This is a genomic window from Bradyrhizobium macuxiense (genome assembly GCF_007993935.1).
Taxonomy (GTDB): domain Bacteria; phylum Pseudomonadota; class Alphaproteobacteria; order Rhizobiales; family Xanthobacteraceae; genus Bradyrhizobium; species Bradyrhizobium macuxiense_A.
The window spans coordinates 17,733-41,119 of record NZ_VITY01000020.1 but is presented as its reverse complement, the minus strand read 5'-3'; the positions used below and the strand labels follow the sequence as shown (position 1 = coordinate 41,119).

Sequence of the window (23,387 nt, the reverse complement as noted above, 5' to 3'; positions counted from 1 at the left end):
TCACCGGCGCGCGTCGCGCTATGTGACAGCCGGCCTGGATGATGACCGTATCGAAGCAATCCGTATTTCTACAGACCCCTGAATAAGTAATATGTAAATTTTCGAAAATATATGATCGAGAGCGTTATACGTCACCTGATTGGATTCGAACATGCGCGTCACGCTCAAAACTGCCCTTCTAGGTGTTCTCTCGACCCTCCTTGTCCTGCTCGCCGTTCAGGGTTGGCTCGGAATTTCGAAAACCCAGGCAGTCAACGCGAATGCGGAGGATCTGGCGACAAACTGGCTGCCATCGGTCAGGGCTCTCAGCGAGATCAAGTTTTTGGTAACTCGGCTCCGCTTGGCTGCGGGGCGTGCGGTCATGACGTCTGTCGCCGAGCAGCGTCGCGCGATCGGTGTACAGGCGGCAGAGTACGATCGGATGTTGGGTCGAGATTTCAAGGCGTATGAAGCGCTGATCGCGTCTCCTGAGGAGAGCAAGATTTGGGCGGATTTCAAGGACAAATGGCAGGCGTACCTTGTCACGCAGAAGAGGTCGCTCGACGCCATGGCTGCGGGAAACACGACGGCTGCCGTAGAGTTGTTTAATACCGAGTGCGTCAAGACGTTTGATGAGGCATTGGCTGTTCTTGATTCCGATGTCGACTTGAACAACAAGGGTGCCGAACGCGCCGTCGCGGATGCTCAGCAGACTTATGGTTCCGCGCGACTTGCAACGTTTGTGACCGCGAGCGTGGCAATTTTGATTGGTGGGCTGGCTGGTCTCTTCATCTTCGTGCGCGTCACGACGCCACTGCAGCGGATGACCCGCATGATGAGCGAAATCGCCGACGGCAATCTCGATGCCAAGATCGCCTATACCGAGCGTCACGACGAAATCGGTGCCATGGCAAAGGCCCTTCTGGTTTTCAAGGAGAACGGTCTCCGCGTCCGTCGCATGGAAGGGGAGCAGAAAGAGGCCGAACAACGTGCCGTCGCACAGCGCAAGGCAGACATGGTCCAACTTGCCGATGCCTTCGAGGGGGCCGTTGGGGAGATCATCCAGACCGTTTCGTCAGCCTCGACCGAGCTCGAAGCTTCGGCATCAACTCTGACCTCGACCGCCGAGCGCGCCCAGGAGCGCGCCACTATGGTCGCTGCAGCTTCGGAAGAGGCGTCGGCAAATGTGCAATCGGTCGCGTCGGCTACAGAAGAGCTGTCGTCCTCGGTTAACGAGATCAGCCGTCAAGTGCAGGAATCGGCTCGAATCGCGAGCGAGGCCGTCAAGCAGGCCGACGTCACCAATGATCGCGTGAGCGAGCTGTCGAGAGCCGCTACGCGAATCGGGGATGTCGTCGAGTTAATCAATACAATAGCGGGGCAGACCAACCTGCTCGCGCTCAACGCCACGATCGAGGCGGCGCGGGCCGGCGAGGCTGGCCGCGGCTTCGCGGTGGTGGCGTCGGAAGTGAAGGCACTGGCTGAGCAGACTGCCAAGGCGACCGGCGAGATCGGTCAGCAGATCTCTGGTATCCAGGCCGCGACCCAAGATTCCGTCAAGGCGATCCAACAGATCAGCGGGACGATCAGTCAACTGGCCGAAATATCTTCGACGATCGCTGCCGCAGTCGAAGAGCAAGGTGCAGCAACACAAGAAATCTCGCGGAACGTACAACAAGCCGCGCAGGGAACCGAGCAAGTCTCGACCAACATCACTGATGTACAGCGAGGGGCGACCGAAACTGGCACGGCGTCTTCACAGGTGCTGAGTGCGGCGCAGTCCCTCTCAACCGACAGCAATCGCCTCAAGCTTGAAGTGTCGCAGTTCCTCGACACTGTTCGGGCGGCGTGACGCGGCCCGGGAAATCCGAAAGCCGCAAGAAAGATATCGAAGTAAAGGCGCGACCCCGTCCAGGCGGGGGATCCGAAGATCGTACCAGTCAATTGTGACGCCTGTCGGGCTCGTCAAAGCTGTCCGAGAGGGCGAGCGGGTCTGATCGTCTTTCAGGATCGATTGCTAAGATTCGATGACTGACAAGCAATGGGCCCACCAAGGAACACAAGGCGGCCAAATCAGCCCACCTGAATGGTCTCGAAATATGTACTGCGTAGTTCTATTTACTTCCTTGGGAACGAAGGATAACACTCTGCTTCGCAACGCGACTTGTTGCGGAGCTCCTTCCGAAATAGCAGAGCCAAGGGGGATAAATGGAGACAGAACGCAGGCCAAAGTCTAAGCAAAAGACTGTTCGCATGGGACGCCCCCCGAAGAAGCTCGCCTCCGAAGTAGACGCGCGGATTCTCGAGGCGGCACGCGAACTGTTCCTTGCGCGCGGACTAGGTGTCAGCGTCGGGGAAATCGCGCGGCTTGCGCGCGCGAGCAAGGGGACAATCTACGCTCGCTTCTCAACAAAAGAGGAGCTGTTCGCCGCTATTGCGATGAACAACGCCGAACGAGTGCGGGAGGGATACGAGCACGCTGTGCCGACCGGCGATACGATCGAAGAGCGGCTCTCGATGCTCGGAAGCGAGATACTCAAGCACGTTCTAACCCCTGATACTATTGATTTCATCCGGCTTGCGGCCACCGAAGCGCGCCGCTTTCCAGAACTGGCGAAGGTCGAGCGATTGATGCGCGAACGTGGGGCCCATCATGCAGCATCCGTCCTGAAGGATGTGACCGGGCCGGAGCAGGGCGCTGCCTACGCCGCTTTTGCTCCCGAACGCTTAACTAGGACCGCTCAGTTTTTCCTGGACCTCGTGGTCGCGCCGTTGGTGATGCGAGCCGTATTCGGCGACGATCCCAAAAGGCTAAGGGCCTCTGTCCGTAGCCATGTGACTGAGAGCGTCTCGTTTTTCCTTGCAGCTTGCCGCAACCAGGAAGCCGGCTAGGACCGACACAAGCCGGGCCGGTTGATGGGGAACAGCCTAGACGTTGTCCCTGGGCGGACTCGCGTCGGCACGCCAGATCAGAGCGTAGCGGTCGCCCCGCCTTCGCTTCTATCTAAAATAGAACTCCTTGGTATCTTTAGTCGGCGCGATGCCGGGTCGTCTATGATAGTACCGAACCCCGCATGGTTCAGTTTCATGCTCGAAAGAGCATCGTTTGCGAAGAGGTAGGAATTTCACAGCGGGCCACTGCGTCCGAGGGGCGGGACTGCGTGGTGGCTGTCGATCGCATCCTTGAGCGTAGGTGCACGCATCGTAGTGCCGGCCCTTTTGCTCGCTTCCTGAGTGGTCGGGCCAATTTCGCCTGTGCCAGACGCTCCGTTAGTAAGTCGGTGCGCGCCTGAGCCTCGTTTGGCCCCGACGGCGGGTGCCGGAACCCCGGGCTGACATTCACGGTCGTTCGCAACGGGAGACAGCGTCTCCGACCGCTCGCCGAAGCTCACTAGGTTCGTTCGTCGATGAAGCGGCTCGCCGTTAACGTAGGCCAATAAAATCGAGCTAATGTGAAGATTTGCGTCCGCTAGTTCGCCGAACCGCCTTTCGCTTTCGGTTTCGCTTCGAGTTTTTATTTCGCACGCCATCGGGAAGTTGTATCAGTCGCTGCTTCAGGCTCTCGGATGTGAAGTCGTTAGAACTCAGGCGTCCGACCAGCCATTGGCCTGCCGGTCCCAAGGGGTAGTCGTTGCGCCGGGCGAGAACGATAGGAAATCGTGCTGGGCCGCTAAGGTTCGTTGTCAATCTTAGAGGGACGAGGCGGCCGGCCAACAAATCATCGCGCGCGAGATGGACGGGGAGGGTGCCGAAACCGAGGCCTGCGCGAAGCATCTCATGCTTCGCTCCAAGATCGCTGAGCCGGCAAGTTTGACCAGTGTAGACGCCGTAGTCTCGTGAGCCGGTCACTCTGGAGCGATCTGCCAAGACCAGCTGCACGTATTGCTTCAGTATCTCGATGTCAATGTTATCGGCAATCTTAGCGAGCGGGTGATCGGGGGATACGACTAACACCAACGCGATCTCTAAAAAGGGAAGGCTAGCCAGATCAAGTCCCGAAGCGGCGAATTCCGTAACGAGCCCAATTGCGCAGTGCCCCTCTGCGACCAGTCGTGCCGAACTTCCGAGGGTCTCTACGATAATGCGGAGCTGGACACCCGGAAATCTCGCCTGAAACTCCCGCAGCGGTGCTGAGAGCAAACTCATCGGAAACATTGTGTCAATGGCGATGGACACTTCGGGCTCGAGACCACTAGCGATTCCACGAGCCGCTATGCGCAAGCCGTCGATCTCATCTACTACGCGCCTGGTGCGGGGGAGCAGTGCTTGCCCTTCCTCTGTCAAGCGCGGTCGATAACCCGTCCGATTGAACAACTGGACGCCGAGCTGCTCCTCCATCTTGTCGATGGCGTAAGTAATTGCGGAGGTCGCGCGGTTCTGTCTTCGAGCGGCCGCCGAAAAGCTGCCAGCATCAACCACAGCAAGGAATGTCCGGATTTGATCCAGAGTAAGAGCATCCATCATGTTCGAATAATCTGAATATCTATGCCCATATCTTTGCAACTTTCTTGAAGGCAGAGAGCGGCTTATGTGACGGTGATGTTAGCTCATTGAGCCACAGGTCGCCACTTCGCAAGGAGCGATGTTATGTCTTCGAGTTTGTCTGCCCTAAGCCGCCCGCGCTGGAAAACAATCGCTGCTTGGTCTTTGAAGATCGTGTTCGCCTTGGCGTTTCTCGGAGCTGGACTTTTCAAGCTCTCTGGCGCCGCGCCGGTTGTCGTTGAGTTCGACCAAATCGGATTGGGCCAATGGTTCCGCTACTTTACCGCTGCGTGTGAAGTGGTTGGTGCTGTTCTCCTCCTTCTGCCGGCAACAACGGGCTTTGGTGCATTCCTTCTGGCTTGCGTAAGCGTTGGCGCGTTCGTCGTACAGCTACTGGTTTTGCATGGAGACGTCGTGCACACTATCATCTTTGTCGTCGCAATGGTCGGGTTGGCTTGGGCCAACCGAGCACAAATTGCTGGCAGGCTTATCGGGGAGCGCCGATAGCATTCTCGCCGTGCGAGGCGGGACGATCCTTAGATCCAACCGGTGAGCTGTTGTTCGAATGTCAGCTTCCGTCCTTGGATCAGGACCCCGCCCCGACTCTCCGACAAAGCCGACTTCTCAACGAAAGACGGAAAATGCATAGCCTATCGCTCGCCTCAAGCCACTACATTCGTCCGCGACAGCGGCGCATTAGGTTGTCAGCGGCAACCTGCCTTGTTTTCGCTATGCTTGTCTTACCGTCTTGCGCGAGCGCGGGGGAACGCGTGTCTCGTCCCGCCTCGCCAGGGCATCGGATAGTCATCCTTATTGATTCAGACAACGAAAAGGTCATGGGTCACTCGATTAGCTACTCGATGAACCTCGTCCGATACTTCGCGTCGAGGGGAGAGCAAGTATCGGTCGAAGTTGTCGCTAACGGAGCCGGGATCAAGTTGCTCAGGGCGGATACGTCGCCTCTCAAAGAGCCTCTGGCGATGCTGCGCCAAGCTAATCCCGACATTGTACTCAGCATGTGCGATTCCTCGCGTCTTATCGCGGAACAGAAAGAAGGTCACCCAATTGAATTGGTGCCGGGGGCCCGTTTGGTTCCGTTTGGCATTGGACGCGTGGTCGACCTTGAAGAAGCTGGCTGGACCTACATCCACGGGTGATTGCATGAGCCGTTGCTTACCCTCTCGTCGAAAGTTCTTACTTGGCGCAATTTCGGTTGGGGGGGCGCTGTCGTCGATTTCGCCAACGAAGTCAGCCAATTTTGACCTGCCGCCCGTTCTCAGCAACGGCCGGCATCAATTTGAAGTCCTCGTGCCATCTCGGCAGCTTCCGTCGATTTCACTTCCGTCTAGCGACGGTAAGATGACTAGCCTTGATGGACAACGCGGCGCGACTCTGCTCGTCAATTTTTGGGCAACCTGGTGTGCGGCGTGTCGGTCGGAACTACCGATGCTCGCAAAAGCCCAGTCCGCCATGGGGGACCTCTTGTCCGTAGTCACGGTATCCACCGATGAAGGAAATCCTGCAAGGGTGACTACCTACCTTCGATCTCTGGGAGCACTCGGCCTGAAAACGGTCATTGATGATCGCGGACAACTATCCAAAGAAAGTGCCGACCAACCACCCGTTTTCCCGCTCTACGGCATCCCGGTTACATACTTGGTTACGCGATCGAGACGCATCGCGGGCGTGATTTCAGGCGCGACCGACTGGTTGACGCCCGAAGCACAGCGGCTGCTCGCCTATTACGCCGCTGTGTGATTGTGGTGGTTCGTGCCGCGATACGAGCGTAGGCGTTTCATTCGTGCCGAGCGTGTATGGTGGCAGCACAGCTGGCCGGCTTTGTTTGGCATCACGGTCACTCTTTATGTTGCGCTTGGAGCAATCGTCGTTGCGCTTCTGTCTGTCGTGTTCGGACTTCGTGAACCCCCTCGCAGGCCAGCCACACCTGTCTATTCGAATAGAACCCAGTCGCGCAGGCCATCGACCGTGTGAAATCCGTTGGCGGCGTAGCAGCGGATCGATGGAGAGTGGGCTTGCATCATTTCGGCAAGCGCATGTCCTGGACCCAGACCCAGCACACGGTCGACCCCGAGCTCTGCAAGAGCCTCCAGTGTCGCCGCCCGGTCGATAGGGCGCCTAATTTGGCAGGCCAGCTTCGCTAGTGCATCTGATGCGGAGAAGATGCGATCACCATCGCTACCGGCGAGAAGGATCTCCCGGCTTGTGATCGGGAAGCGTCTGCCGGATGCGAGCGCCCGTTGCAGAGGCGGGCAGGCCTCGTCGAGCAGAGGCGTGTGCGAGGGGACTTTCACGGAGAGAAGACCGGAGTAGGCGGCGCCTCGCATTGCCGCCTCGCGGCGAGGCCGTTCGATAGCGAGCGGCATCCGCTGTCTGGGACGGCGCTTTGCGTTCTCTCCAGAAATAGAACTTCGTGGTGCGATTATTGACAGGCCAGCATTGCTGGTGTTAATAGTACCGAACCGTACGGTTCGATTATTTGGATGAGAGAGTATCGATTTGAGAAGACTGCGGAACTTCGCAAGGCGACGGACCGAACGCTGTATTCGTGCGTCGATAGTTCGGCGCGCGAGTCTTGTGGTCTGCGTCGCCGTGCCGACCATTCTGCTCGCCTCTTGCGCGGCCGGACCGAATTTCGTCGCGCCCGACGCCCCAGCCGTCAGCCGCTATACCCGGGAGCCTCAGCTAGCCGCGACAGAGAGCACCGGGACGCTGGGCGGCAATTCGCAGTCCTTCTCGCCGGGAAACGACGTCCCGGGCGTCTGGTGGACACTCTTCCGCTCGCGCAAACTCACGGGGTTTGTCGATGAAGCGGTGCGCAACCATCCTGACGTGCAATCCGCCGAATTCGCCCTGCGCGCCGCCCGCGAGAACGCCCTCGCGGAGCAGGGTGTCCTATTTCCGCAAGTGAGCGGAAGCGGGTCGGCCGCGCGCGAGCAGGGGCCGCTCTACAAGCTCTTCAACACGTCGGTTAGCGTGTCCTATGCGCTCGATCTCTGGGGAGGCACGCGTCGGCAGGTCGAGGCGCTCGAGGCGCAGGCCGACTATCAGGCTTTCAAGCTAGAAGCGACGTATTTGGCGTTGACCGCGAACGTCATCACGGCGTCGATAACCGACGCCTCGCTACGAGACCAGATATCCGCGACCGAGGACATCGTCAAAGCCGAGACAGATCAGCTCATGCGCATCCAACGTCAGTTCGAGATCGGCGCCGTCTCCAAGTCCGACGTGCTGGCTCAGGAGTCGACCCTCGCACAGGCCAAGGCGACGCTACCTCCGCTCCAGAAGCAATTAGCGCAGCAGCGCAATCAGTTAATGGCCTATCTCGGGCGGCTGCCGAACGAAGACCGTGGCGAGCATGTCACACTTGCCGAGCTGCATCTGCCCGGGCGGCTGCCGGTGTCCCTGCCGTCTGAGCTTGTCCGTCAGCGTCCGGATATCCGCCAAGCCGAGGCGACGTTGCATCAGGCGACCGCGACGGTCGGCGTCGGTGTCGCAAATCTTCTACCGCAGATCACCCTGTCGGGCAGCTACGGCGCAAGCGGGGCGGGCAAGCTGTTCTCGCCCGGTACAATCGCATGGGACGCAACCTCTACCATCACGCAGAAGCTGATCGACGGAGGTACGCTCTACCACACCAAGGAAGCGGACGTCGCGCTCTTCGAGCAGGACATGGCAGCCTACAAGAGCACGGTGATCACCGCATTCCAAAACGTCGCGGATTCGCTGCGGGCGATTCAGTACGACGCCTCGACGCTGAGGGCGCAGGGGCAAGCCGAGAAAGCCGCATCGGACAGCCTGTCCATGTCGATCGAGCAGTTCAAGACCGGTGCGGTGCCCTACGCCAATATCATCACCGCTCAGCAATCCTACCTGAACGCTCGCATCGCGCGCATCAAGGCGCAAGCCGCGCGCTTCTCAGATTGCGCGGCGCTATTCCAGGCGCTCGGCGGCGGCTGGTGGAACAGGACCGATCTGACGGCCGATGCCTCGCCCCGCGCAAATCCCGGCTATTTCGCCGGCCCCAACCGCTCAACCCAGGAAGCCGCGCGATGATAAAGCGCATGACGATCATGCTGGCCGTGATGGCCGTTCTGTTCGGTGTCCTCTACGGCTTCCAGACCTTCAAAAACATGATGATCCGGAAGGCGATCGGCGCCATGGCGAATCCGCCGCAAACTGTCTCCGCCGTGACTGCGGCCACTGCACCGTGGCGGTCAACGCTCTCATCGGTCGGCTCGCTGCGCGCCGTGAATGGCGCCGACTTGGCGCTGCAAGCATCCGGCATCGTGCAACGCATCCAGTTCAGTTCCGGAGACGAAGTAGCCGAGGGGCAGCCCTTGCTCCAGCTCGTGGCGACGGACGATGTCGCTAAGCTGGACTCGTTGCAGGCGACCGCCGAGAACTACGCGATCGTGCTCAAGCGCGACGAGGAGCAGATCAAATTCAACGCGGTCAGCCGGGCAACGCTCGACAGCGACAGGGCCAATCTGAAGAACGCCAGGAGCCTGGTCGAGCAGCAGAAGGCAATCGTCGAGCAGAAAGCGCTCAAGGCGCCGTTCGCCGGCAGGCTCGGAATCCGCGCCGTCGACATCGGCCAGTTCCTGAGCGCCGGCTCCACCATCGTCACCCTTCAGAGCCTCGATCCGATCTATGTCGATTTCTACCTTCCCCAGCAGGCCCTGGCCTCGATCAGCATCGGGCAGGACGTCACCGCGACGGTCGATGCCTTCCCCGGTGAACGCTTCAACGGCCGCGTCTCGGCGATCAACGCCAAAGTCGATAGCGCCAACCGCAACATCCAGGTCCGCGCGACGATCGCGAATAGTCCTGCGCGATTGTTGCCCGGCATGTTCGCCAGGGCTGAGATCGACATCGGCAAGGTTGAGGACATCGTCACCGTTCCGCTCACCGCGATCGTCAGCAACCCCTATGGTGACCTCGTCTATGTCGTCGACAATCTACACGACGGGCAGGGCGCGGCACGTCAGATGTTCGTTAAGACCCGGCCGGCAAAGGGTGACCGCGTTGCCGTCACCGACGGAATCAAGCCCGGCGAGAGCGTGGTGATCGCGGGCCAGATCAAGCTCCGCAACGGTAGCCCGGTCAGGATCGATAATTCGCACGTTCCGCTCGCCGAGGCGGCGCCGACCGTGGTGGACCATTAAGCGACACGCGAGAAGAACCGATACGATGCATTTCACGGACATCTTCATACGCCGGCCGGTGCTGGCCATCGTCCTCAGCGCGCTGATCCTGGTCCTCGGGTTGCGGTCGATGACTTCGTTATCGATCCTGCAATATCCGCGCACCCAGAACGCCATCGTCACGGTGACGACGGCTTATGCCGGGGCGGATTCCGACATCATCGCCGGCTTCATCACGACGCCGCTGGAAAACGCCATCGCCCAGGCCAATGGCATCGACTATATGAATTCCAGCAGCATCACCGGCACGAGCACGATCACGGTGAACCTGCGGCTGAACTACGACTCCGGCAAGGCGATGACGGAGATTAATGCCAGGGTCAATTCGGTCCTCAACCAGCTTCCGGCCGGCTCGCAGCAGCCTACGCTCACGCTCAAGGTCGGCCAGACCATCGACGCGATGTATGTCGGCTTTGCGAGCGGCGTGCTGGCTCCGAACCAGATCACCGACTACCTCACGCGCGTGGTGCAGCCGCGTCTGCAATCCGTGCCGGGCGTGCAGACCGCAGAGCTACTCGGCGGCAAAAAGTTCGCGTTGCGCGCATGGCTCGATGCCGACAAGCTCGCTGGCTATGGGCTGACGGCGAGCGATGTCTCCACCGCGCTGTCAGGCAACGACTACATCGCCGGGCTCGGATCGACGCGGGGGCGTCTGGTCCAGGTCGACCTATCGGCCACGACCAACCTTCATTCGCTTGAGCAATACCGCGACCTCGTCATCAAGCAGGTGAACGGCGCCATCATCCGTCTGAAGGACGTGGCGAACGTGACGATCGGCAACGACGATTACGACAGCTCGGCGAAATTCAACGGCAGGACAGCCGTCTACCTCGGCATCCAAGTCGCACCGACTGCCAACTTGCTCGACGTCGTCAAGGGCGTAAAGGCGGCCCTACCGGATATCGATGCCAATCTGCCGAACGGTATTACGAGCGAGATCCTCTACGACGCTACGGAATTCGTGAACAGCTCGATCGACGAGGTCGTGCATTCACTGGTCGAGGCGGTCGTCATCGTGACGCTGGTCGTCTTCCTCTTCCTCGGCTCTTGGCGGTCCGTCCTGATCCCGGTCATTGCAATTCCGTTGTCGCTGATCGGCACGTTCGCGCTAATGTTGCCGTTGGGCTTTTCGATCAATCTTCTGACGCTATTGGCGCTGGTACTGGCGATCGGACTCGTCGTTGACGACGCCATTATCGTGGTCGAGAGCGTCCATCGCCTGATCGACCGAGGGCAGGCGCCGATCGAGGCGGCGATCCAATCGGCGCGCGCGCTCGGCAGTCCGATCCTCGCGATGACCGTGGTCCTGATCGCAGTCTACGTGCCGGTCGGATTCCAAGGCGGGCTCACCGGTGCCCTGTTCACCGAATTCGCGTTCACGCTGGCGGGCGCGGTTACCGTGTCGGCTGTCGTTGCGTTGACCCTGTCGCCGGTGAATTGCGCTTGGCTATTGCGTCGGACGGACCCGGATGCCGCGAATTTTGAGGCGCGCCTGGTGCGCGGGATCGACCACGCACTGGAGCGGCTGACCGACGCCTACCGCCGCCGGCTCGAATCCGTTTTCGTCACCAAATCCGTGGTGGTCGTGTTCGCGCTGCTGCTGCTCGCCGCCATTCCCTGGCTCTATGCGAATTCCCAGAGCGAGCTCGCGCCCGATGAGGACCAGGGCGTGGTCCTCTCCATCACCAATTCTGCGCCATCGGCAACGCCCGAGCAGCGCCAGTTCTATGGTCAACAGCTCTATGATCTGATTGCCAAGCGTCCCGAGACCCGCGTGGTCTTCCAGATCGACACACCCGCGCAAGCGATCGCCGGTTGGGTGCTCAAGCCGTGGGACAAGCGGACTGCGCCGACCAAGACGCTGCAGCCCGAACTGCAGGGTCTACTCGATGGTATCGCCGGCACGCGCTCGGTGGCCTTTCAACCGCCGTCGCTGCCCGGCAGCAATGGCTTGCCGATCCAGTTCGTGATCGGCACAACGGGCACGTTCAACGAGCTCGGCGAGGTCGCTCAGAGCTTTATGACCGAGGCGCTCAAGACGGGACGGTTTATCTTCCTCGACAACGACCTCAAGATCGATAAGCGGAAGAGCACCGTGGTGTTCGATCGCGACAAGGCCGGCGATCTCGGGTTGAAGATGAGTGATCTAGGCGGCGCGCTGGCGAGCATGCTGGGTGGCAACTACGTCGAATATTTCAGCCTCGACGGCCGCTCCTACAAGGTGATCCCGCAGGTTCGTCAGATGGATCGTCTCACGGCCGAGCAGCTCCTGAGTTACCAGATCCGCACCAGCAACAACACGATGGTGCCATTGGCGACGGTCGCCCGCCTCGACGACAAGACCGTTCCGCAGACGCTCAACCATTTCCAGCAGCTCAACGCCGCGACTATCTCGGGCGTTGCCATGCCGGGGGTGGCGATGGGTGATGCGCTCGCGACCTTGAAGAGCCTCGCAAAATCACTTCCGGCCGGCTACTCGGTCGACTTCGCCGGCGCCTCCCGACAGCTCGAACTAGAGTCAGGCGGCTTCATCACCACGTTTCTGTTCGCGCTGATTATCATCTATCTTGCGCTCGCCGCTCTCTTCAACAGCTTCTTGGATCCCCTCATCATCCTGATCTCGGTGCCGATGTCGCTCGTCGGCGCACTGATTTTCATCGACGTCGGTCTCGGGGGCGCCAGCATCAACATTTACACCCAGGTCGGTCTTGTCACCCTGATGGGACTAGTCAGTAAGCACGGCATCCTGATGGTTGAGGTGGCGAACGAATTGCTCGCCGAAGGGAAGAGCCGCTCCGAGGCAATCATCGAGGCTGCGACGATCAGGCTCCGACCGATCCTGATGACAACGGTAGCCATGGTACTCGGCGTCGTGCCGTTGGTCACGGCGAGCGGCGCGGGCGCGGTGTCCCGCTACAATATGGGCCTTGTGATTGCCTCCGGCTTGTCGATCGGAACGCTGTTCACGCTGTTCGTGGTACCGGTTGCCTACACGCTTATCGCACATCGTCGCGAGGTAAGCTCCGCCGGGTATGGGAACTGAGATTGCAGTGCGGGCTCCGAGTGACGGCAGCGTCGGACGGATGCCGAGGATCGGCCCCTTTCAATAGCGATACTGACATCGTGTCGATGACGCCACAAACCATCCTCATCGTAGAAGACGACCGGGAGACGGCTAGTTTGATCGCCCGTTATTTGCGGGAGCATTCGTTCTCGGTCGCTCTGGCGTCGGATGGCCGCGAGATGGTTCGCTATATGTCGCACAAGCGCGTCGATCTGATCGTACTCGACATCATGCTGCCGGGAGAGGACGGCCTTAGTCTATGCCGGCGTTTGCGAGTCAATCACTCGACGCCGATCGTCTTTCTCACCGCGAAAAGCGACGAGGTCGATCGAATCCTCGGGCTCGAGATGGGAGCGGACGACTATCTCGTCAAGCCGTTCAACCCTCGCGAGCTGCTTGCTCGCATCAAGGCGATCCTGAGGCGCCGAGCCACGGTTTGGGCAACTTCGTCCGGGAACACCACAAGGCGGCTGACGTTCGAGGGCTGGCTGATCGATTTCCGGCTGCGCGAGCTGCGTGATCCAGGAGGAGCGAAGATTGCGCTTACCAGCGCCGAATTTGAGCTCCTGCAAGTGTTTTGTGAGCGCTGCGGCGACATTCTCAGCAGGGAACAGCTCTTGAGCATGACCGGACGACAAGGCGGTTCGTTCGAGCGCAGCGTCGACGTGCTCGTCAGTCGATTGCGCGGCAAGCTCGATCGGATCGAAGGTGCATCGATGATCCGGACGGTGCGCGCGGGAGGTTACATCTTTACGCCGCGTGTGGATGAAGCGTGATCAACTTCCAGCGCATGCTGCCGCTCAGCAGTGGGCGCTTCGTCTCGATCGAGCGATGCCCTGAAATTCGTGCTGGCTTTGCATGGTGCAGGTGCGTTGGTCCTCGTTCCATCGCCTGAACGCCATGCCATTCACAAGCTGATCGTCGGCTCCGCCGAAGAGGACCGCGACGCCACGGCGAAAAGTGCGAAGGACCGGCGCCAGGCCCGATCGATCATCGAAGCGATGACGGCCAAGCAGGCTGATCTTGTCGCCGCCCATACCCAGGCATGAGATCGCGGCGATCAGTGGAGGAGGCGATCCGCACCAGCGTCGCGACCTATGACAATGGCTTCGCGGCGTTGCTCCGAACCGAACTTGAGCAAGACATACCCGGGTTCGACTCACGTCCAGCCGATTATGATTCTCGCAGATAATTCAACCAGCGCGCCGAGAGCTCGTCCGAAATGACCGTGGGCGGCTGAAATGTCGGGCCACATCGATGACCTCGTCGACGCACGTCGGCGAACCCTAAAGCATTTCGTGACGGACTGTTCCCTGGTGGAAATCCCAAGAGCGCATCCTTCTGATCAGGCCTACGACAGATGACTTCGGACCCCAACCATCGGCGAGACCAAATGAAAAATCGATCCTTGAATACCGGGCATGACACTCTCGGTTGGACGATGAGTTGCGGTTCTTCTCGGCTCGCCTCGTCTCGGGTCCAAAACCCGACATCGAAACAGAGGATCTCGGACCAGCTCGGCTCGTAGAGTGGCAATCCCGACAGCTTCTCCAGAGCCGGCGTCGGAGGGCTTGACGCGATCAAGCGAGTATCAACGGTTTGAGAACAAGTCTCTGCGGCCAACGCGATGTCGATCGGCATGGACCTCGCGGTGGATGAACCGGCGAGGATCGCTGCGGGCCGGATCTTTGCAGCAGCAGACCATCCCCAACGCAGATCTAACCATCATCCATGAATGATGCGGCCATTGATGTCGATTTGGGTGATCAACTTCATGTCGTTGAACAGGGGCGATGTCTGCCGACCGTCTCCCCATCGGATGACGACTCCAAATCGGTCCACGCTCCTGACAACTCCCGTCTCAGGAGTATCTAGCCAGCAAACATAGTCGCCCGGCTTCAATCGTCTTGCGTGATCCCCCGTCATGCAGCGTCTACCACATGGCTGCAGTACGAAAGGACCAGACCCGAAATCGATAATCGTCCGGACAGCGGGTCGAGCGAATGTGTTCGGCTTCCGCGGTCCATTTCCGATTCCGATCTGTTCCCATCAGAGTCCTCTGTTCGTTCATATCGAGCTTGATGCGAAGGCAAGGACCGCCTCGGATGGGAGCCGGTTATCCCATATAGCTCTACCGCCGGTGGAAGGACTGTGGCCATCCTGGGCTGAAGGTAAACGAGCTTGCCCGAGTTGCAGAGGCCAACCCGCGTATCGCAAAGGCTCAGAAATGCCGGTGATCTATCTGCTGAATGCGACGCGCCGGAACGCATCCACCAGTGGACTTTCCAATTTCCCTTTCATGTCGAATAGAATCTCATAGGCGGCGTCACGCGACATGGTTGGCCTGTACGGCCGCTGCTCGATCAGCGCCGCGAAAATATCGGAGATCGTAAGGATGCGCACAATGTCCGAAATATTCTCGGCACTGAGACCATCCGGATAGCCACTGCCGTCGAGATATTCGTGATGATGTTTCACGGCATGGAGAATCTCCTTCGGGATGTCGGCGGTTCCGAGAAGCATCCGATATCCGGCCATAGGATGCGTTTCGATCAGCGATCGTTCTCGGTCATCGAGCTTGCCGGGCTTGTCCAGCACCGCAAGTGGGATCGTCGCCTTGCCGATGTCATGAAACATCGCGGCAGAATGCAGCCGATCAATGTCGCGCCTCGCCATGCCAAGGCTTAGGCCAAAGTCCACGGCAACGCCGGTAACGAGCAAGCAGTGCTGATACGTGCCTTCGTGGTGAAGACGAACAATCGCGAGCCAGTCCGTTAGACCGTGCTCGCTAATATAGTCCGTGATCTTATTGCCGGCACGCCTCGTCTTTGCCACATCGATCGGCGAACCGCGCATCACAGCCTGGAACATCGCTGAAAAACATGCCGCTCCCTCAGCAGCGACCTCCTCGCCAAACGAAGGAATCTCGGTGGCGCCGGTCGGTAGAGCGCATTTGTTGGCGAGCTTTTCGAGCAACTGAGCGGGTTGGACAGGAGACACCAATACCTGGGTCGCGCCCAACGCGTAGGCTTGAGCCCTTGCGAGGCGGGTAGATTGTTCAACGACGAAGACACGTTTGGGCGCGGACAACAAGCTTGCCAGCCTGGCTTTCAAAGTGGCAATATTCTCGAGGACGCGTAGATCGACGCTAACCACTACCGCTTCCATCGCAGCGGAAAAAGCCGCGCCAACGCCAAGCATCTCAGCCGTAACGTCGTATTCGTGCATCAGCATGCCGGAAATGGCACGGAGTTTTGCGGGGCTATCTGCGACAACGTGAACGGACATTGAAACAGCTCTGTTGTTTCATCAAAAGCCTGCACCGCCATCGCTGGCCGCGACCGGTCTTCGCACCTAGCAGATCGATGCGTGGACCTGTTCCCCGAAGCGACAACGCAAACGTTCGCCGGCAATTCGGCGAATTCATTTGCAATTGATCGCTTCTGTTCCGCGTCTTCATTCTGCCGGCCAGTCGCAGCGATGCCGGCGCCGCGGTTATCGAAAGCGCATAGCATTTTCGGCGATTGGCGCGTTCGCTCGGCCGGGTACAGGCGTGATTGCCCAAAGCCGAACCCGCGCGTCCTTATCACTTGTCTTAGGGCTACACCGACTTGATTACTATCAAGCAGCACAGGGCGTATCGATGTCATCCCCAATATCGACGCAACAATCGGTCTGCGAGACTCTGCGTCTTGACTGCCGCTCGCCAAATGTCGGTGTCTTAATCGTCATTCTTACGGACGCCGAGGACCGTAATCGCTCCAAGCGTTGCGTCCAATACATACAAACGTTTACAGCTCTGACGGCGTGACGAGTAGTCCCAACACTCCATCTGCGAACGAGGTTAGAACAACGCGTGTCGTAACGCCGAACGTAAACAGGCGGCGCAGAATTGGCGCGCCAAAAGCCGGTCTTTGCGGCGCTTGCCTCACAGACAAAATCAAGTTGTGCACGATGCCGCGCGTCGGACCCGGAACGGAGGCCGCGAGTGTAGCGCTGCGTAACAGGCTCAAAGCGCAGGCTTACGGATGCTAGATTCGAGGCGTCTCCCGGTCTCTGCCGAGCTGCTCCGTCCGCTGTGGGTTCCAGGCAGTTGCAATGATACCTTATAATATAGTAAATAGGTGTACTAAATGGAAGGGCCGGCATTGAGCGTGCCGGACGGGGAGGCGCCATGAACCGACGTACCGACCAGCGAGGATCATCGTGCGCGGTGCGTTTTGATATGGCGAGAGCTATGGCGCCGATCCTGAGCGTTTTGCTCGCCGCTCAGGCGCTAGCGGGCGAGAAACGGTACGGTCCCGGGGCTAACGACACCGAGATCAGGATTGGCAACACATCTCCCTATAGTGGCCCGGCATCGGCCTTCAGCATGGTCGCCAAGACCGAGCAGGCATATTTCCGCAAGGTCAATGCGGAAGGCGGCGTCAACGGACGTCGCATCGTATTCTTGTCCTATGATGATGCCTACTCACCGCCGAAGACGGTCGAGCAAACGCGGCGCCTCGTTGAGAGCGACGAGGTTCTATTGGTCTTCAATGCGCTCGGCACCGCAGCTAACTCAGCCGTCCAGAAATACCTGAATTCGAAGCGGGTGCCTCAGCTGTTCGTCTCCAGCGGAGCGGCCAAGTGGAACGATCCACAGAACTTCCCCTGGACGATGGGATTCACTCCGAGCTATGAGACCGAAGGATTTATCTACGCAAGATATGTGCTCAGCGAGCGACCCGCCGCGAAGATCGCGATCCTGTTCCAGAACGACGATTTCGGGAAGGACTACCTAAAGGGAATCAAGCAGGGTCTTGGTGACAAGGCCGCATCGATGATCGTGGCCGAAGAGGCGTTCGACGTCTCGGAGCCGACGATTGGCTCTCATATCGTCAAGCTGAAGGCGACCGGCGCCGACGTGATGTTCGATATTGCGACGCCGAAATTCGCAGCGCAGGCGATCAAGAGGATGTCGGAGCTGGGCTGGAAGCCGTTGCATTTTCTCAGCTATGTGTCGGCATCGATCGGCAGCGTGATCAAGCCCGCCGGGTTCGACAATGCACAAGGCCTGATCTCGGCAGCTTATTTCAAGGATCCGAACGATCCAGGATGGACGGACGATCCTGGCCTGGTGCAGCTCAACGCATTTCTCGATGGCTATTTTCCCGGCGCCGATCGCAGCGATACCTTGATCGTGAACGGCTACAATACGGCGCAGGCGCTCGTGTACCTTTTGAGGCAATGTGGCGACGATCTCACGCGCGAAAACGTGATGCGGCAGGCAGCCCATCTAACGGACGTCGAGCTAGGGATGCTGCTTCCTGGTATCCGCCTGAACACGTCGCCGGGCGATTTTGCGCCCATCAAGCAATGGCAACTGATGCGCTTCGAGGGAACCAACTGGCGTCTGTTCGGCGACCTGATGCGCGCCGACACAAAGAAATAGAGCAAGGAGACGATGAATGGGACGACTATGTGTCGGGCGGGTGGCGATCGTGACCGGAGCCGGCCGCGGGCTCGGGCGCGAATACGCGCTGATGCTGGCCGAGCAAGGCGCCAAGGTGGTAGTCAACGATCTCGGCGGCACTGCGGCCGGAGAGGGAGTCGATCTCTTGCCTGCCCAGCAGGTCGTCGACGAGATCAGGCGTGCCGGCGGCGAAGCCATCGTGAACGGCAACGATGTCAGCGATTGGGCTGGCGCCAAAGCGTTGATCGATGGCGCCGTCAGCACCTTCGGCCGGCTCGACGTGCTCGTCAACAACGCCGGTATCCTGCGCGACCGCATGATCGTCAACATGACGGAGGCCGAATGGGACACCGTGATCAAGGTGCATCTCAAGGGCACTTTCGCGCCGTCTCATCACGCCGCGCAATATTGGCGTCAGGAAACCAAGCGCCGCGGAGCGCCGGTCACCGCTCGTCTGATCAACACCTCGTCGGCCTCGGGATTGTTTGGCAATGTCGGCCAAAGCAACTACGGCGCCGCCAAGGCGGGCATCGCCGCCCTCACCATCATCAGCGCAATGGAGCTTCGGCAGTACGGGATCACGGTGAACGCGATCGCGCCGCGCGCGCAGACCAGAATGACCGAGGGATTGCGCGAGCGCACCGAAGAGGAGATCAAACGCCGGAATCCGCGCTGGGTCGCACCGATCGTGGTCTGGCTCGCAAGCGAGGAATCTACCGAGGTTACCGGCCGTGTGTTCGAAGCGGGCGATGGGATTTTGAAAGTTGCAGAGGGCTGGCATGCCGGCCCTGGCACCGATCCCGTCGAGGATCCCAGCGAACTCGGTCCTCGTGTCCTAGACATGGTGCGTCATGCGCGTCCAAATGCCGACATCTGGGGGCGCGACGTCGTCTCATAACTTTGACTTGCGAGACGCTCCCGAAGTGCCGCTCAGGCGGGCGGCCAGACTCTTAGGCTGCCGCCCGCCGCTTTTTCCGTGCTTTCGCGGACTGGACTTCTCGTTCGTCATCTGCGCTGACGGCCACCGTCCCATCCGACATGGCGAGCAGATTGTGCTTCATGGCAAGCAGCGCCTCGGAGGTTGCCTCAAGCTGCTTGCGATCGATGCCATTGACGATCTGCGCGTTGAACTTGTCGGTCTCCTTCCTGAGCTTCTCCAGGAAGCCGCGCGCCTGTTTGGTGACATAGACGCGCTTGACGCGCCGATCGACCGGATCGGCCTGACGCAGCACGAAACCGGAGGCCTCGAGCCGGTCGATCAGGGCGCCGACCGCGACCTTGCCGACGTCAAGCTCATTGGCCAGCTGCGTCTGGGGTAGGCCATCTTTGCGAGAGATGAACGCCAGCACCCACCATTGCGAGCGGGTGATGCTAAGCGGCGCCAAAGCTCGATCGAACATCATCCTCCTGAGCCGCGAGACGTCATGGATCAAGTATCCGAGTCGAAGATCCCAATCGGGCTGATCAACCATGCTGTTTCCCTTTGAAGCCCGAGTCGGGGCCTAGAGTCTGGCAATACCATACGCCAGTGTATTTTAAAGGAAAGGCCACGAAATGGGTAAAAGACCTCCGCAGCACGCGGCATCCGACGATTTACAAAATCAGTATGCTAGTGTATTAATATCCGCATTAGCGCTGATGCGTCCGACCCTGCGGGCCAGCTGACGGCCAGTATCAGCGACAGGAAGGGAGCGACCATGTTCGACGCCGCTGTGCTCAAAGGAAAGCGCATTCTGATCACCGGCGGAGGGACCGGGCTCGGCAAGGAGATGGCGGTTGGCTTTGCCGCCTACGGCGCTCACGTCTATATCTGCGGAAGACGCAAGGAGGTTCTGGATCAAGCGGCGCAGGAGATTTGCAGGCGGTCGGGAGGGCAAGCGTCCGCGTTGCTCGCCAATGTACGCGACCCGGACAGCATCGAAGCGATGATGGACAGCATCTGGGCGGAAGGGCCGCTGACCGGGCTCATCAACAACGCCGGCGCAAATTTCCTGGCGCCGACCGAGAGCCTCTCGCCACGGGGCTATGAGGCAGTTCGTTCGACGGTGATGGACGGCTCGTTCTACGCCTCGCTCGCCTGTGGCAAGCGGTGGATCGCCGCAAATCTGCCCGGTGTCATTATCAGCAATCTCGTGACGTGGGTATGGACTGGGTCGGCCTATGTGGTGCCGGCGGCGATGGCGAAAGCGGCCGTGCATGCCATGACGATGTCGCTCGCAGTCGAGTGGGGCCCCAAGAACATCCGCGTCAACGCGATCGCACCCGGGCCTTTCCCGACCGAAGGGGCCTGGGACAAGCTCAATCCGCTGGCGGAGACCGGCGTCGGTGCGACCCAGGCCGACGAGGTGCCGCTGCGCCGGTTCGGCAAGATGGACGAACTGCGCAATCTCCTGATCTTCCTGATGTCGGATGGCTCCAGCTACATCACCGGCGCCACGATCAGCATTGACGGCGGCCATCATCTGGCGGCACCGAGCACCTTTGCCGGGCTCTCAAAACTATCGCCGGCCGACTGGCAGCGAGCACGCGAGGCTATCCAGGCCTCGGTGCAGAAAGAAAAGCAGGCGCGGTCGATCTGAGCATTGAGGCGTGGACGCTCCTCGAGTGCCTTCGAAGGGAATAGCCGATGGGATTGGCAATACAGACGAAGAGCTTCGAGTGCGTGATCGATGATGGTCTTGCGCATATGGTTCTGGATCAACCCGCCCGGGGCAATCCGATCGACGGCAATTTTTGCCGCGAGTTCGGCTTGGCAATCGCCGAGTTGAGCGAGCGTGCCGACGTCCGTGCGGTGCTACTCTCCGCACGCGGGCGGCTGTTCAGCGTCGGCGGCGACCTGACGGCGCTGGTCAACGAGGGCGAAGCCTTGCCCAGAACGATCAAGGCATGGACCGCCGACCTTCATGCCGCGATCGCACGAATGGTTCGGATGCGCGCCCCCGTCATCGCCGCCGTTCACGGCAACGTCGCGGGCGGCAGCGTGTCGCTGATGGCGGCTGCAGACCTGGTGGTTATGGCGGAATCGGCGCGGATTTCGGCGGCATTCTCCAGGATCGGATTCAGCCCGGACAGCGGTTCGACCACCACGGTCACGCGCCGGATCGGCGTTGCGCGCGCAAGGCGCTTCTTTCTGCTTGGCGAGACGCTCGATGCCGGGACCGCGCTTTCCCTTGGTCTGGTGGATTTCGTCGTTCCTGATAGCGCCGTGCAATCCGAGGCCGAACGGATCGCGAAAGAGCTCGCCGCGGGTCCGACGGAGGCGTTCGGCGCGATCAAGCGGCTGTTCTGCCAGGCGGCGGAGCGATCGTTTGAAAGCCAGCTCGAGGAGGAGGCGCAGACGCTGGCTGCGATCTCGCGAACGGCGGATGCGCGTGAAGGCGTCAAGGCCTTCGTCGAGAAGCGAAAGCCGGTGTTCGCCGGGGAGTGACCGTAGCCTTGTCGCGGCAAGCGACAATCTAGACCATTGGCAATCAATCGTACTCTGAAATAAAGTACACCAATAAACTAAATAATCCGATCGTGAAATCGGACAAGACGATGCCGCAGGAGGGAACAATGACCGTGGCCGCCACCGTACGAGATGCGCCGCACGCCAGCTTTCGCGAAGCCGGCTATTGGCTCGACAAGACCGTCGATCAGCTGCTGACCGAAGCCGCTGCACAAGCGCCGGACAAGGTCGCGATCGTCGCCGACCGGGCGGATCGCGAGCAAGCGCGGCGCTTCACTTACCGGGAACTGGAGAAGCTTGCGGAGCGTGCCGCCAGCGCGTTGCTCCGGCTCGGCGTCGGACGCGGCGACGTCGTCACGGTGCAACTGCCCAATTGGTGGGAATTCGTGGTCACGGCGTTTGCATGCAGCAAGATCGGCGCGGTGATGAACCCGGTGATGCCGATCCTGCGCGAGCGCGAACTGCTCTACATCCTGAATTTCTGCCAGGCGAAGGTCTTTGTCGTCCCGAAGACCTATCGCGGCTTCGACTATGCCGCGATGGCGCAAGGCATGCGCGCCGAGCTGCCCCACCTCAAGCACGTGATCGTCGCCGATGGCGAGGGCGAGACCAGCTTCGAGCGGATGCTGCTGTCGTCCGAGGCCGACAAGCTGCCGGCGGGCCTGAGCCCGGATGACATGGCGGTGCTGATGTTCACGTCGGGCACGACCGGTGAGCCCAAGGGCGTCATGCACACGTCGAACTCGTTGGTCGCCTGCTGCAAGGCGCTGTCGGGGCGGTTCGGGCTCGATACCAGCGATGTGCTGCTGGTGGCGTCGCCGGTCGGCCACATGACCGGCTATGCCGCGATCGTGCTGCTCTCGGTCTATCTGCGCGGGACCATGATCCTGCAGGACGTATGGGAAGCGAAGCGCGGCGTCGGCCTGATGGCGCGCGAAGGCGTCACCTATACAGCCGCCTCGACGCCATTCCTCAGCGACATCTGCGACGCCGTGAAGGCGGGGGCGCCGCAGCCGACCAGCCTCCGCTCTTTCCTGTGCGGCGGCGCCCCGATTCCGTCGGTCCTGATCGAGCAGGCGGCCGCCGAACTCGGCCTCACGGTCTGCTCGCTCTGGGGCATGACGGAGGTCTTGTCGGGCACGCTGACCGAGCCTGTACGTGCGGCCGAGAAATCCGCCGGCACGGACGGCCGGCCGCTCGAGGGAATGGAAGTGCGGATCGTCGACGCCGAGGGCCGGCCTTCGCCGACGGGAGAGCCAGGGCGGCTGCTGGTTCGCGGCGCCCAGATGTTCAAGGGCTATTACAAGCGATCCGAGCTGACGACGTTCGACCACGAAGGCTGGTTCGATTCCGGCGATCTCGCCTACATGGACAAGGACGGCTATATCCGCATTTCCGGCCGTGTGAAGGATATCCTGATCCGCGGCGGCGAGAACGTGCCGATCGTCGAGATCGAGAACCTGCTCTACAAGCATCCGGCGGTGGCCGCCGTCGCCGTGGTCGGCTTTCCGGATTCCCGGCTCGGCGAGCGCGGCTGTGCGTTCATCGTCCCGCGTTCCGGAACCACGATCGATCTCGCGACGGTGCAGGTCTATCTGGGCGAGGCCAGGATGGCAAAACAGTTCTGGCCCGAACGCGTCGAGGTCGTGGACGAGCTGCCGCGTACGGCGAGCGGCAAGATCCAGAAGTTCAAGCTGCGCGAGATCGCGGCCGCGTTTGCAGATGTAAAGTAGG

The 23,387-nt window shown here is 60.3% G+C and carries 19 protein-coding genes; 15 read left to right on the top strand and 4 right to left on the bottom strand.

Features of this window, described 5'->3' with window-relative positions:
• The first annotated feature begins 151 nt into the window (after positions 1–151).
• Together FBZ93_RS36615 and FBZ93_RS36610 are read left to right on the top strand one after the other, a co-directional pair.
• Entirely contained in the window at positions 152–1,831 is a 1,680-nt protein-coding gene (locus tag FBZ93_RS36615) for a methyl-accepting chemotaxis protein (RefSeq protein WP_146992253.1), read from the top strand.
• A 401-nt stretch (positions 1,832–2,232) separates the two neighbouring features.
• A complete protein-coding gene (locus FBZ93_RS36610) occupies positions 2,233–2,871 on the top strand; it encodes a TetR/AcrR family transcriptional regulator (protein WP_167529385.1) in 639 nt (212 codons plus the stop codon).
• Between the two features lie 555 nt (positions 2,872–3,426).
• On the opposite strand, the gene FBZ93_RS36605 is transcribed toward FBZ93_RS36610, so the two are convergent.
• Entirely contained in the window at positions 3,427–4,443 is a 1,017-nt protein-coding gene (locus FBZ93_RS36605; protein ID WP_246667793.1) for a LysR family transcriptional regulator, read from the bottom strand.
• 123 nt (positions 4,444–4,566) lie between these two features.
• On the opposite strand from FBZ93_RS36605, the gene FBZ93_RS36600 reads away from it, so the two are divergent.
• The 3 genes from FBZ93_RS36600 (at position 4,567) to FBZ93_RS41540 (ending at position 6,219) form a co-directional block, all read left to right on the top strand.
• A complete protein-coding gene (locus tag FBZ93_RS36600) occupies positions 4,567–4,968 on the top strand; it encodes a DoxX family protein (protein WP_146992251.1) in 402 nt (133 codons plus the stop codon).
• Positions 4,969–5,297: 329 nt separating this feature from the next.
• Entirely contained in the window at positions 5,298–5,618 is a 321-nt protein-coding gene (locus FBZ93_RS36595; protein ID WP_246667792.1) for a hypothetical protein, read from the top strand.
• Positions 5,619–5,622: 4 nt separating this feature from the next.
• The gene (locus tag FBZ93_RS41540) at positions 5,623–6,219 is read left to right on the top strand and encodes a TlpA family protein disulfide reductase (protein WP_283810881.1); all 597 of its coding nucleotides are present in this window, start codon (positions 5,623–5,625) and stop codon (positions 6,217–6,219) included.
• A gap of 191 nt (positions 6,220–6,410) precedes the next feature.
• On the opposite strand, the gene FBZ93_RS40915 is transcribed toward FBZ93_RS41540, so the two are convergent.
• The gene (locus FBZ93_RS40915) at positions 6,411–7,082 is read right to left on the bottom strand and encodes a hypothetical protein (protein WP_167529384.1); all 672 of its coding nucleotides are present in this window, start codon (positions 7,080–7,082) and stop codon (positions 6,411–6,413) included.
• Between FBZ93_RS40915 and FBZ93_RS36580 the strand changes: the two genes are divergently transcribed.
• From FBZ93_RS36580 to FBZ93_RS41535, 5 genes are all read left to right on the top strand, one after another.
• A complete protein-coding gene (locus FBZ93_RS36580) occupies positions 7,072–8,535 on the top strand; it encodes an efflux transporter outer membrane subunit (RefSeq protein ID WP_349643278.1) in 1,464 nt (487 codons plus the stop codon). The genes FBZ93_RS40915 and FBZ93_RS36580 overlap by 11 nt on opposite strands.
• Entirely contained in the window at positions 8,532–9,647 is a 1,116-nt protein-coding gene (locus tag FBZ93_RS36575) for an efflux RND transporter periplasmic adaptor subunit (protein ID WP_433995472.1), read from the top strand. Before FBZ93_RS36580 ends, FBZ93_RS36575 begins: the two co-directional genes overlap by 4 nt.
• A gap of 25 nt (positions 9,648–9,672) precedes the next feature.
• Positions 9,673–12,729 carry an efflux RND transporter permease subunit gene (locus tag FBZ93_RS36570; protein ID WP_146992248.1) on the top strand — a complete coding sequence of 1,019 codons (3,057 nt, stop codon included), beginning with the start codon at positions 9,673–9,675 and terminating at the stop codon, positions 12,727–12,729.
• A gap of 80 nt (positions 12,730–12,809) precedes the next feature.
• On the top strand, positions 12,810–13,526 hold the full coding sequence (locus FBZ93_RS36565; protein WP_433995471.1) for a response regulator: 717 nt from the start codon (positions 12,810–12,812) through the stop codon (positions 13,524–13,526).
• 30 nt (positions 13,527–13,556) lie between these two features.
• Positions 13,557–13,799 (top strand): GSU2403 family nucleotidyltransferase fold protein, encoded by a 243-nt coding sequence (locus tag FBZ93_RS41535; protein WP_246667790.1) that lies wholly within the window; start codon positions 13,557–13,559, stop codon positions 13,797–13,799.
• 1,189 nt (positions 13,800–14,988) lie between these two features.
• Here the strand turns inward: FBZ93_RS41535 and FBZ93_RS36555 are convergent.
• On the bottom strand, positions 14,989–16,038 hold the full coding sequence (locus FBZ93_RS36555) for an HD-GYP domain-containing protein (protein WP_146992247.1): 1,050 nt from the start codon (positions 16,036–16,038) through the stop codon (positions 14,989–14,991).
• Between the two features lie 886 nt (positions 16,039–16,924).
• On the opposite strand from FBZ93_RS36555, the gene FBZ93_RS36550 reads away from it, so the two are divergent.
• Together FBZ93_RS36550 and FBZ93_RS36545 are read left to right on the top strand one after the other, a co-directional pair.
• Complete coding sequence (locus FBZ93_RS36550) at positions 16,925–18,184, top strand: ABC transporter substrate-binding protein (RefSeq protein ID WP_433995470.1); 1,260 nt, start codon at positions 16,925–16,927, stop codon at positions 18,182–18,184.
• 16 nt (positions 18,185–18,200) lie between these two features.
• The gene (locus tag FBZ93_RS36545; protein ID WP_146992246.1) at positions 18,201–19,103 is read left to right on the top strand and encodes an SDR family oxidoreductase; all 903 of its coding nucleotides are present in this window, start codon (positions 18,201–18,203) and stop codon (positions 19,101–19,103) included.
• 52 nt (positions 19,104–19,155) lie between these two features.
• Here FBZ93_RS36545 and FBZ93_RS36540 read toward each other — a convergent pair whose 3' ends face one another.
• The gene (locus FBZ93_RS36540; protein WP_167529383.1) at positions 19,156–19,605 is read right to left on the bottom strand and encodes a MarR family winged helix-turn-helix transcriptional regulator; all 450 of its coding nucleotides are present in this window, start codon (positions 19,603–19,605) and stop codon (positions 19,156–19,158) included.
• Between the two features lie 297 nt (positions 19,606–19,902).
• Between FBZ93_RS36540 and FBZ93_RS36535 the strand changes: the two genes are divergently transcribed.
• From FBZ93_RS36535 to FBZ93_RS36525, 3 genes are all read left to right on the top strand, one after another.
• Positions 19,903–20,784 carry an SDR family oxidoreductase gene (locus FBZ93_RS36535; protein WP_146992244.1) on the top strand — a complete coding sequence of 294 codons (882 nt, stop codon included), beginning with the start codon at positions 19,903–19,905 and terminating at the stop codon, positions 20,782–20,784.
• Positions 20,785–20,831: 47 nt separating this feature from the next.
• A complete protein-coding gene (locus FBZ93_RS36530) occupies positions 20,832–21,632 on the top strand; it encodes an enoyl-CoA hydratase/isomerase family protein (protein WP_146992243.1) in 801 nt (266 codons plus the stop codon).
• A gap of 128 nt (positions 21,633–21,760) precedes the next feature.
• The gene (locus FBZ93_RS36525; protein WP_146992242.1) at positions 21,761–23,386 is read left to right on the top strand and encodes an AMP-binding protein; all 1,626 of its coding nucleotides are present in this window, start codon (positions 21,761–21,763) and stop codon (positions 23,384–23,386) included.
• Position 23,387 lies beyond the last annotated feature (1 nt).

Excerpts from the sequence above, each read along its gene's own strand:
- FBZ93_RS36615 (WP_146992253.1), top strand. The coding sequence starts at position 152 with ATGCGCGTCACGCTCAAAACTGCCCTTCTAGGTGTTCTCTCGACCCTC.
- FBZ93_RS36610 (WP_167529385.1), top strand. The coding sequence starts at position 2,233 with ATGGGACGCCCCCCGAAGAAGCTCGCCTCCGAAGTAGACGCGCGGATT.
- FBZ93_RS36605 (WP_246667793.1), bottom strand. The coding sequence starts at position 4,443 with ATGATGGATGCTCTTACTCTGGATCAAATCCGGACATTCCTTGCTGTG.
- FBZ93_RS36600 (WP_146992251.1), top strand. The coding sequence starts at position 4,567 with ATGTCTTCGAGTTTGTCTGCCCTAAGCCGCCCGCGCTGGAAAACAATC.
- FBZ93_RS36595 (WP_246667792.1), top strand. The coding sequence starts at position 5,298 with ATGGGTCACTCGATTAGCTACTCGATGAACCTCGTCCGATACTTCGCG.
- FBZ93_RS41540 (WP_283810881.1), top strand. The coding sequence starts at position 5,623 with ATGAGCCGTTGCTTACCCTCTCGTCGAAAGTTCTTACTTGGCGCAATT.
- FBZ93_RS40915 (WP_167529384.1), bottom strand. The coding sequence starts at position 7,082 with ATGGTCGGCACGGCGACGCAGACCACAAGACTCGCGCGCCGAACTATC.
- FBZ93_RS36575 (WP_433995472.1), top strand. The coding sequence starts at position 8,532 with ATGATAAAGCGCATGACGATCATGCTGGCCGTGATGGCCGTTCTGTTC.
- FBZ93_RS36570 (WP_146992248.1), top strand. The coding sequence starts at position 9,673 with ATGCATTTCACGGACATCTTCATACGCCGGCCGGTGCTGGCCATCGTC.
- FBZ93_RS36555 (WP_146992247.1), bottom strand. The coding sequence starts at position 16,038 with ATGTCCGTTCACGTTGTCGCAGATAGCCCCGCAAAACTCCGTGCCATT.
- FBZ93_RS36550 (WP_433995470.1), top strand. The coding sequence starts at position 16,925 with ATGAACCGACGTACCGACCAGCGAGGATCATCGTGCGCGGTGCGTTTT.
- FBZ93_RS36545 (WP_146992246.1), top strand. The coding sequence starts at position 18,201 with ATGGGACGACTATGTGTCGGGCGGGTGGCGATCGTGACCGGAGCCGGC.
- FBZ93_RS36540 (WP_167529383.1), bottom strand. The coding sequence starts at position 19,605 with ATGTTCGATCGAGCTTTGGCGCCGCTTAGCATCACCCGCTCGCAATGG.
- FBZ93_RS36535 (WP_146992244.1), top strand. The coding sequence starts at position 19,903 with ATGTTCGACGCCGCTGTGCTCAAAGGAAAGCGCATTCTGATCACCGGC.
- FBZ93_RS36530 (WP_146992243.1), top strand. The coding sequence starts at position 20,832 with ATGGGATTGGCAATACAGACGAAGAGCTTCGAGTGCGTGATCGATGAT.
- FBZ93_RS36525 (WP_146992242.1), top strand. The coding sequence starts at position 21,761 with ATGACCGTGGCCGCCACCGTACGAGATGCGCCGCACGCCAGCTTTCGC.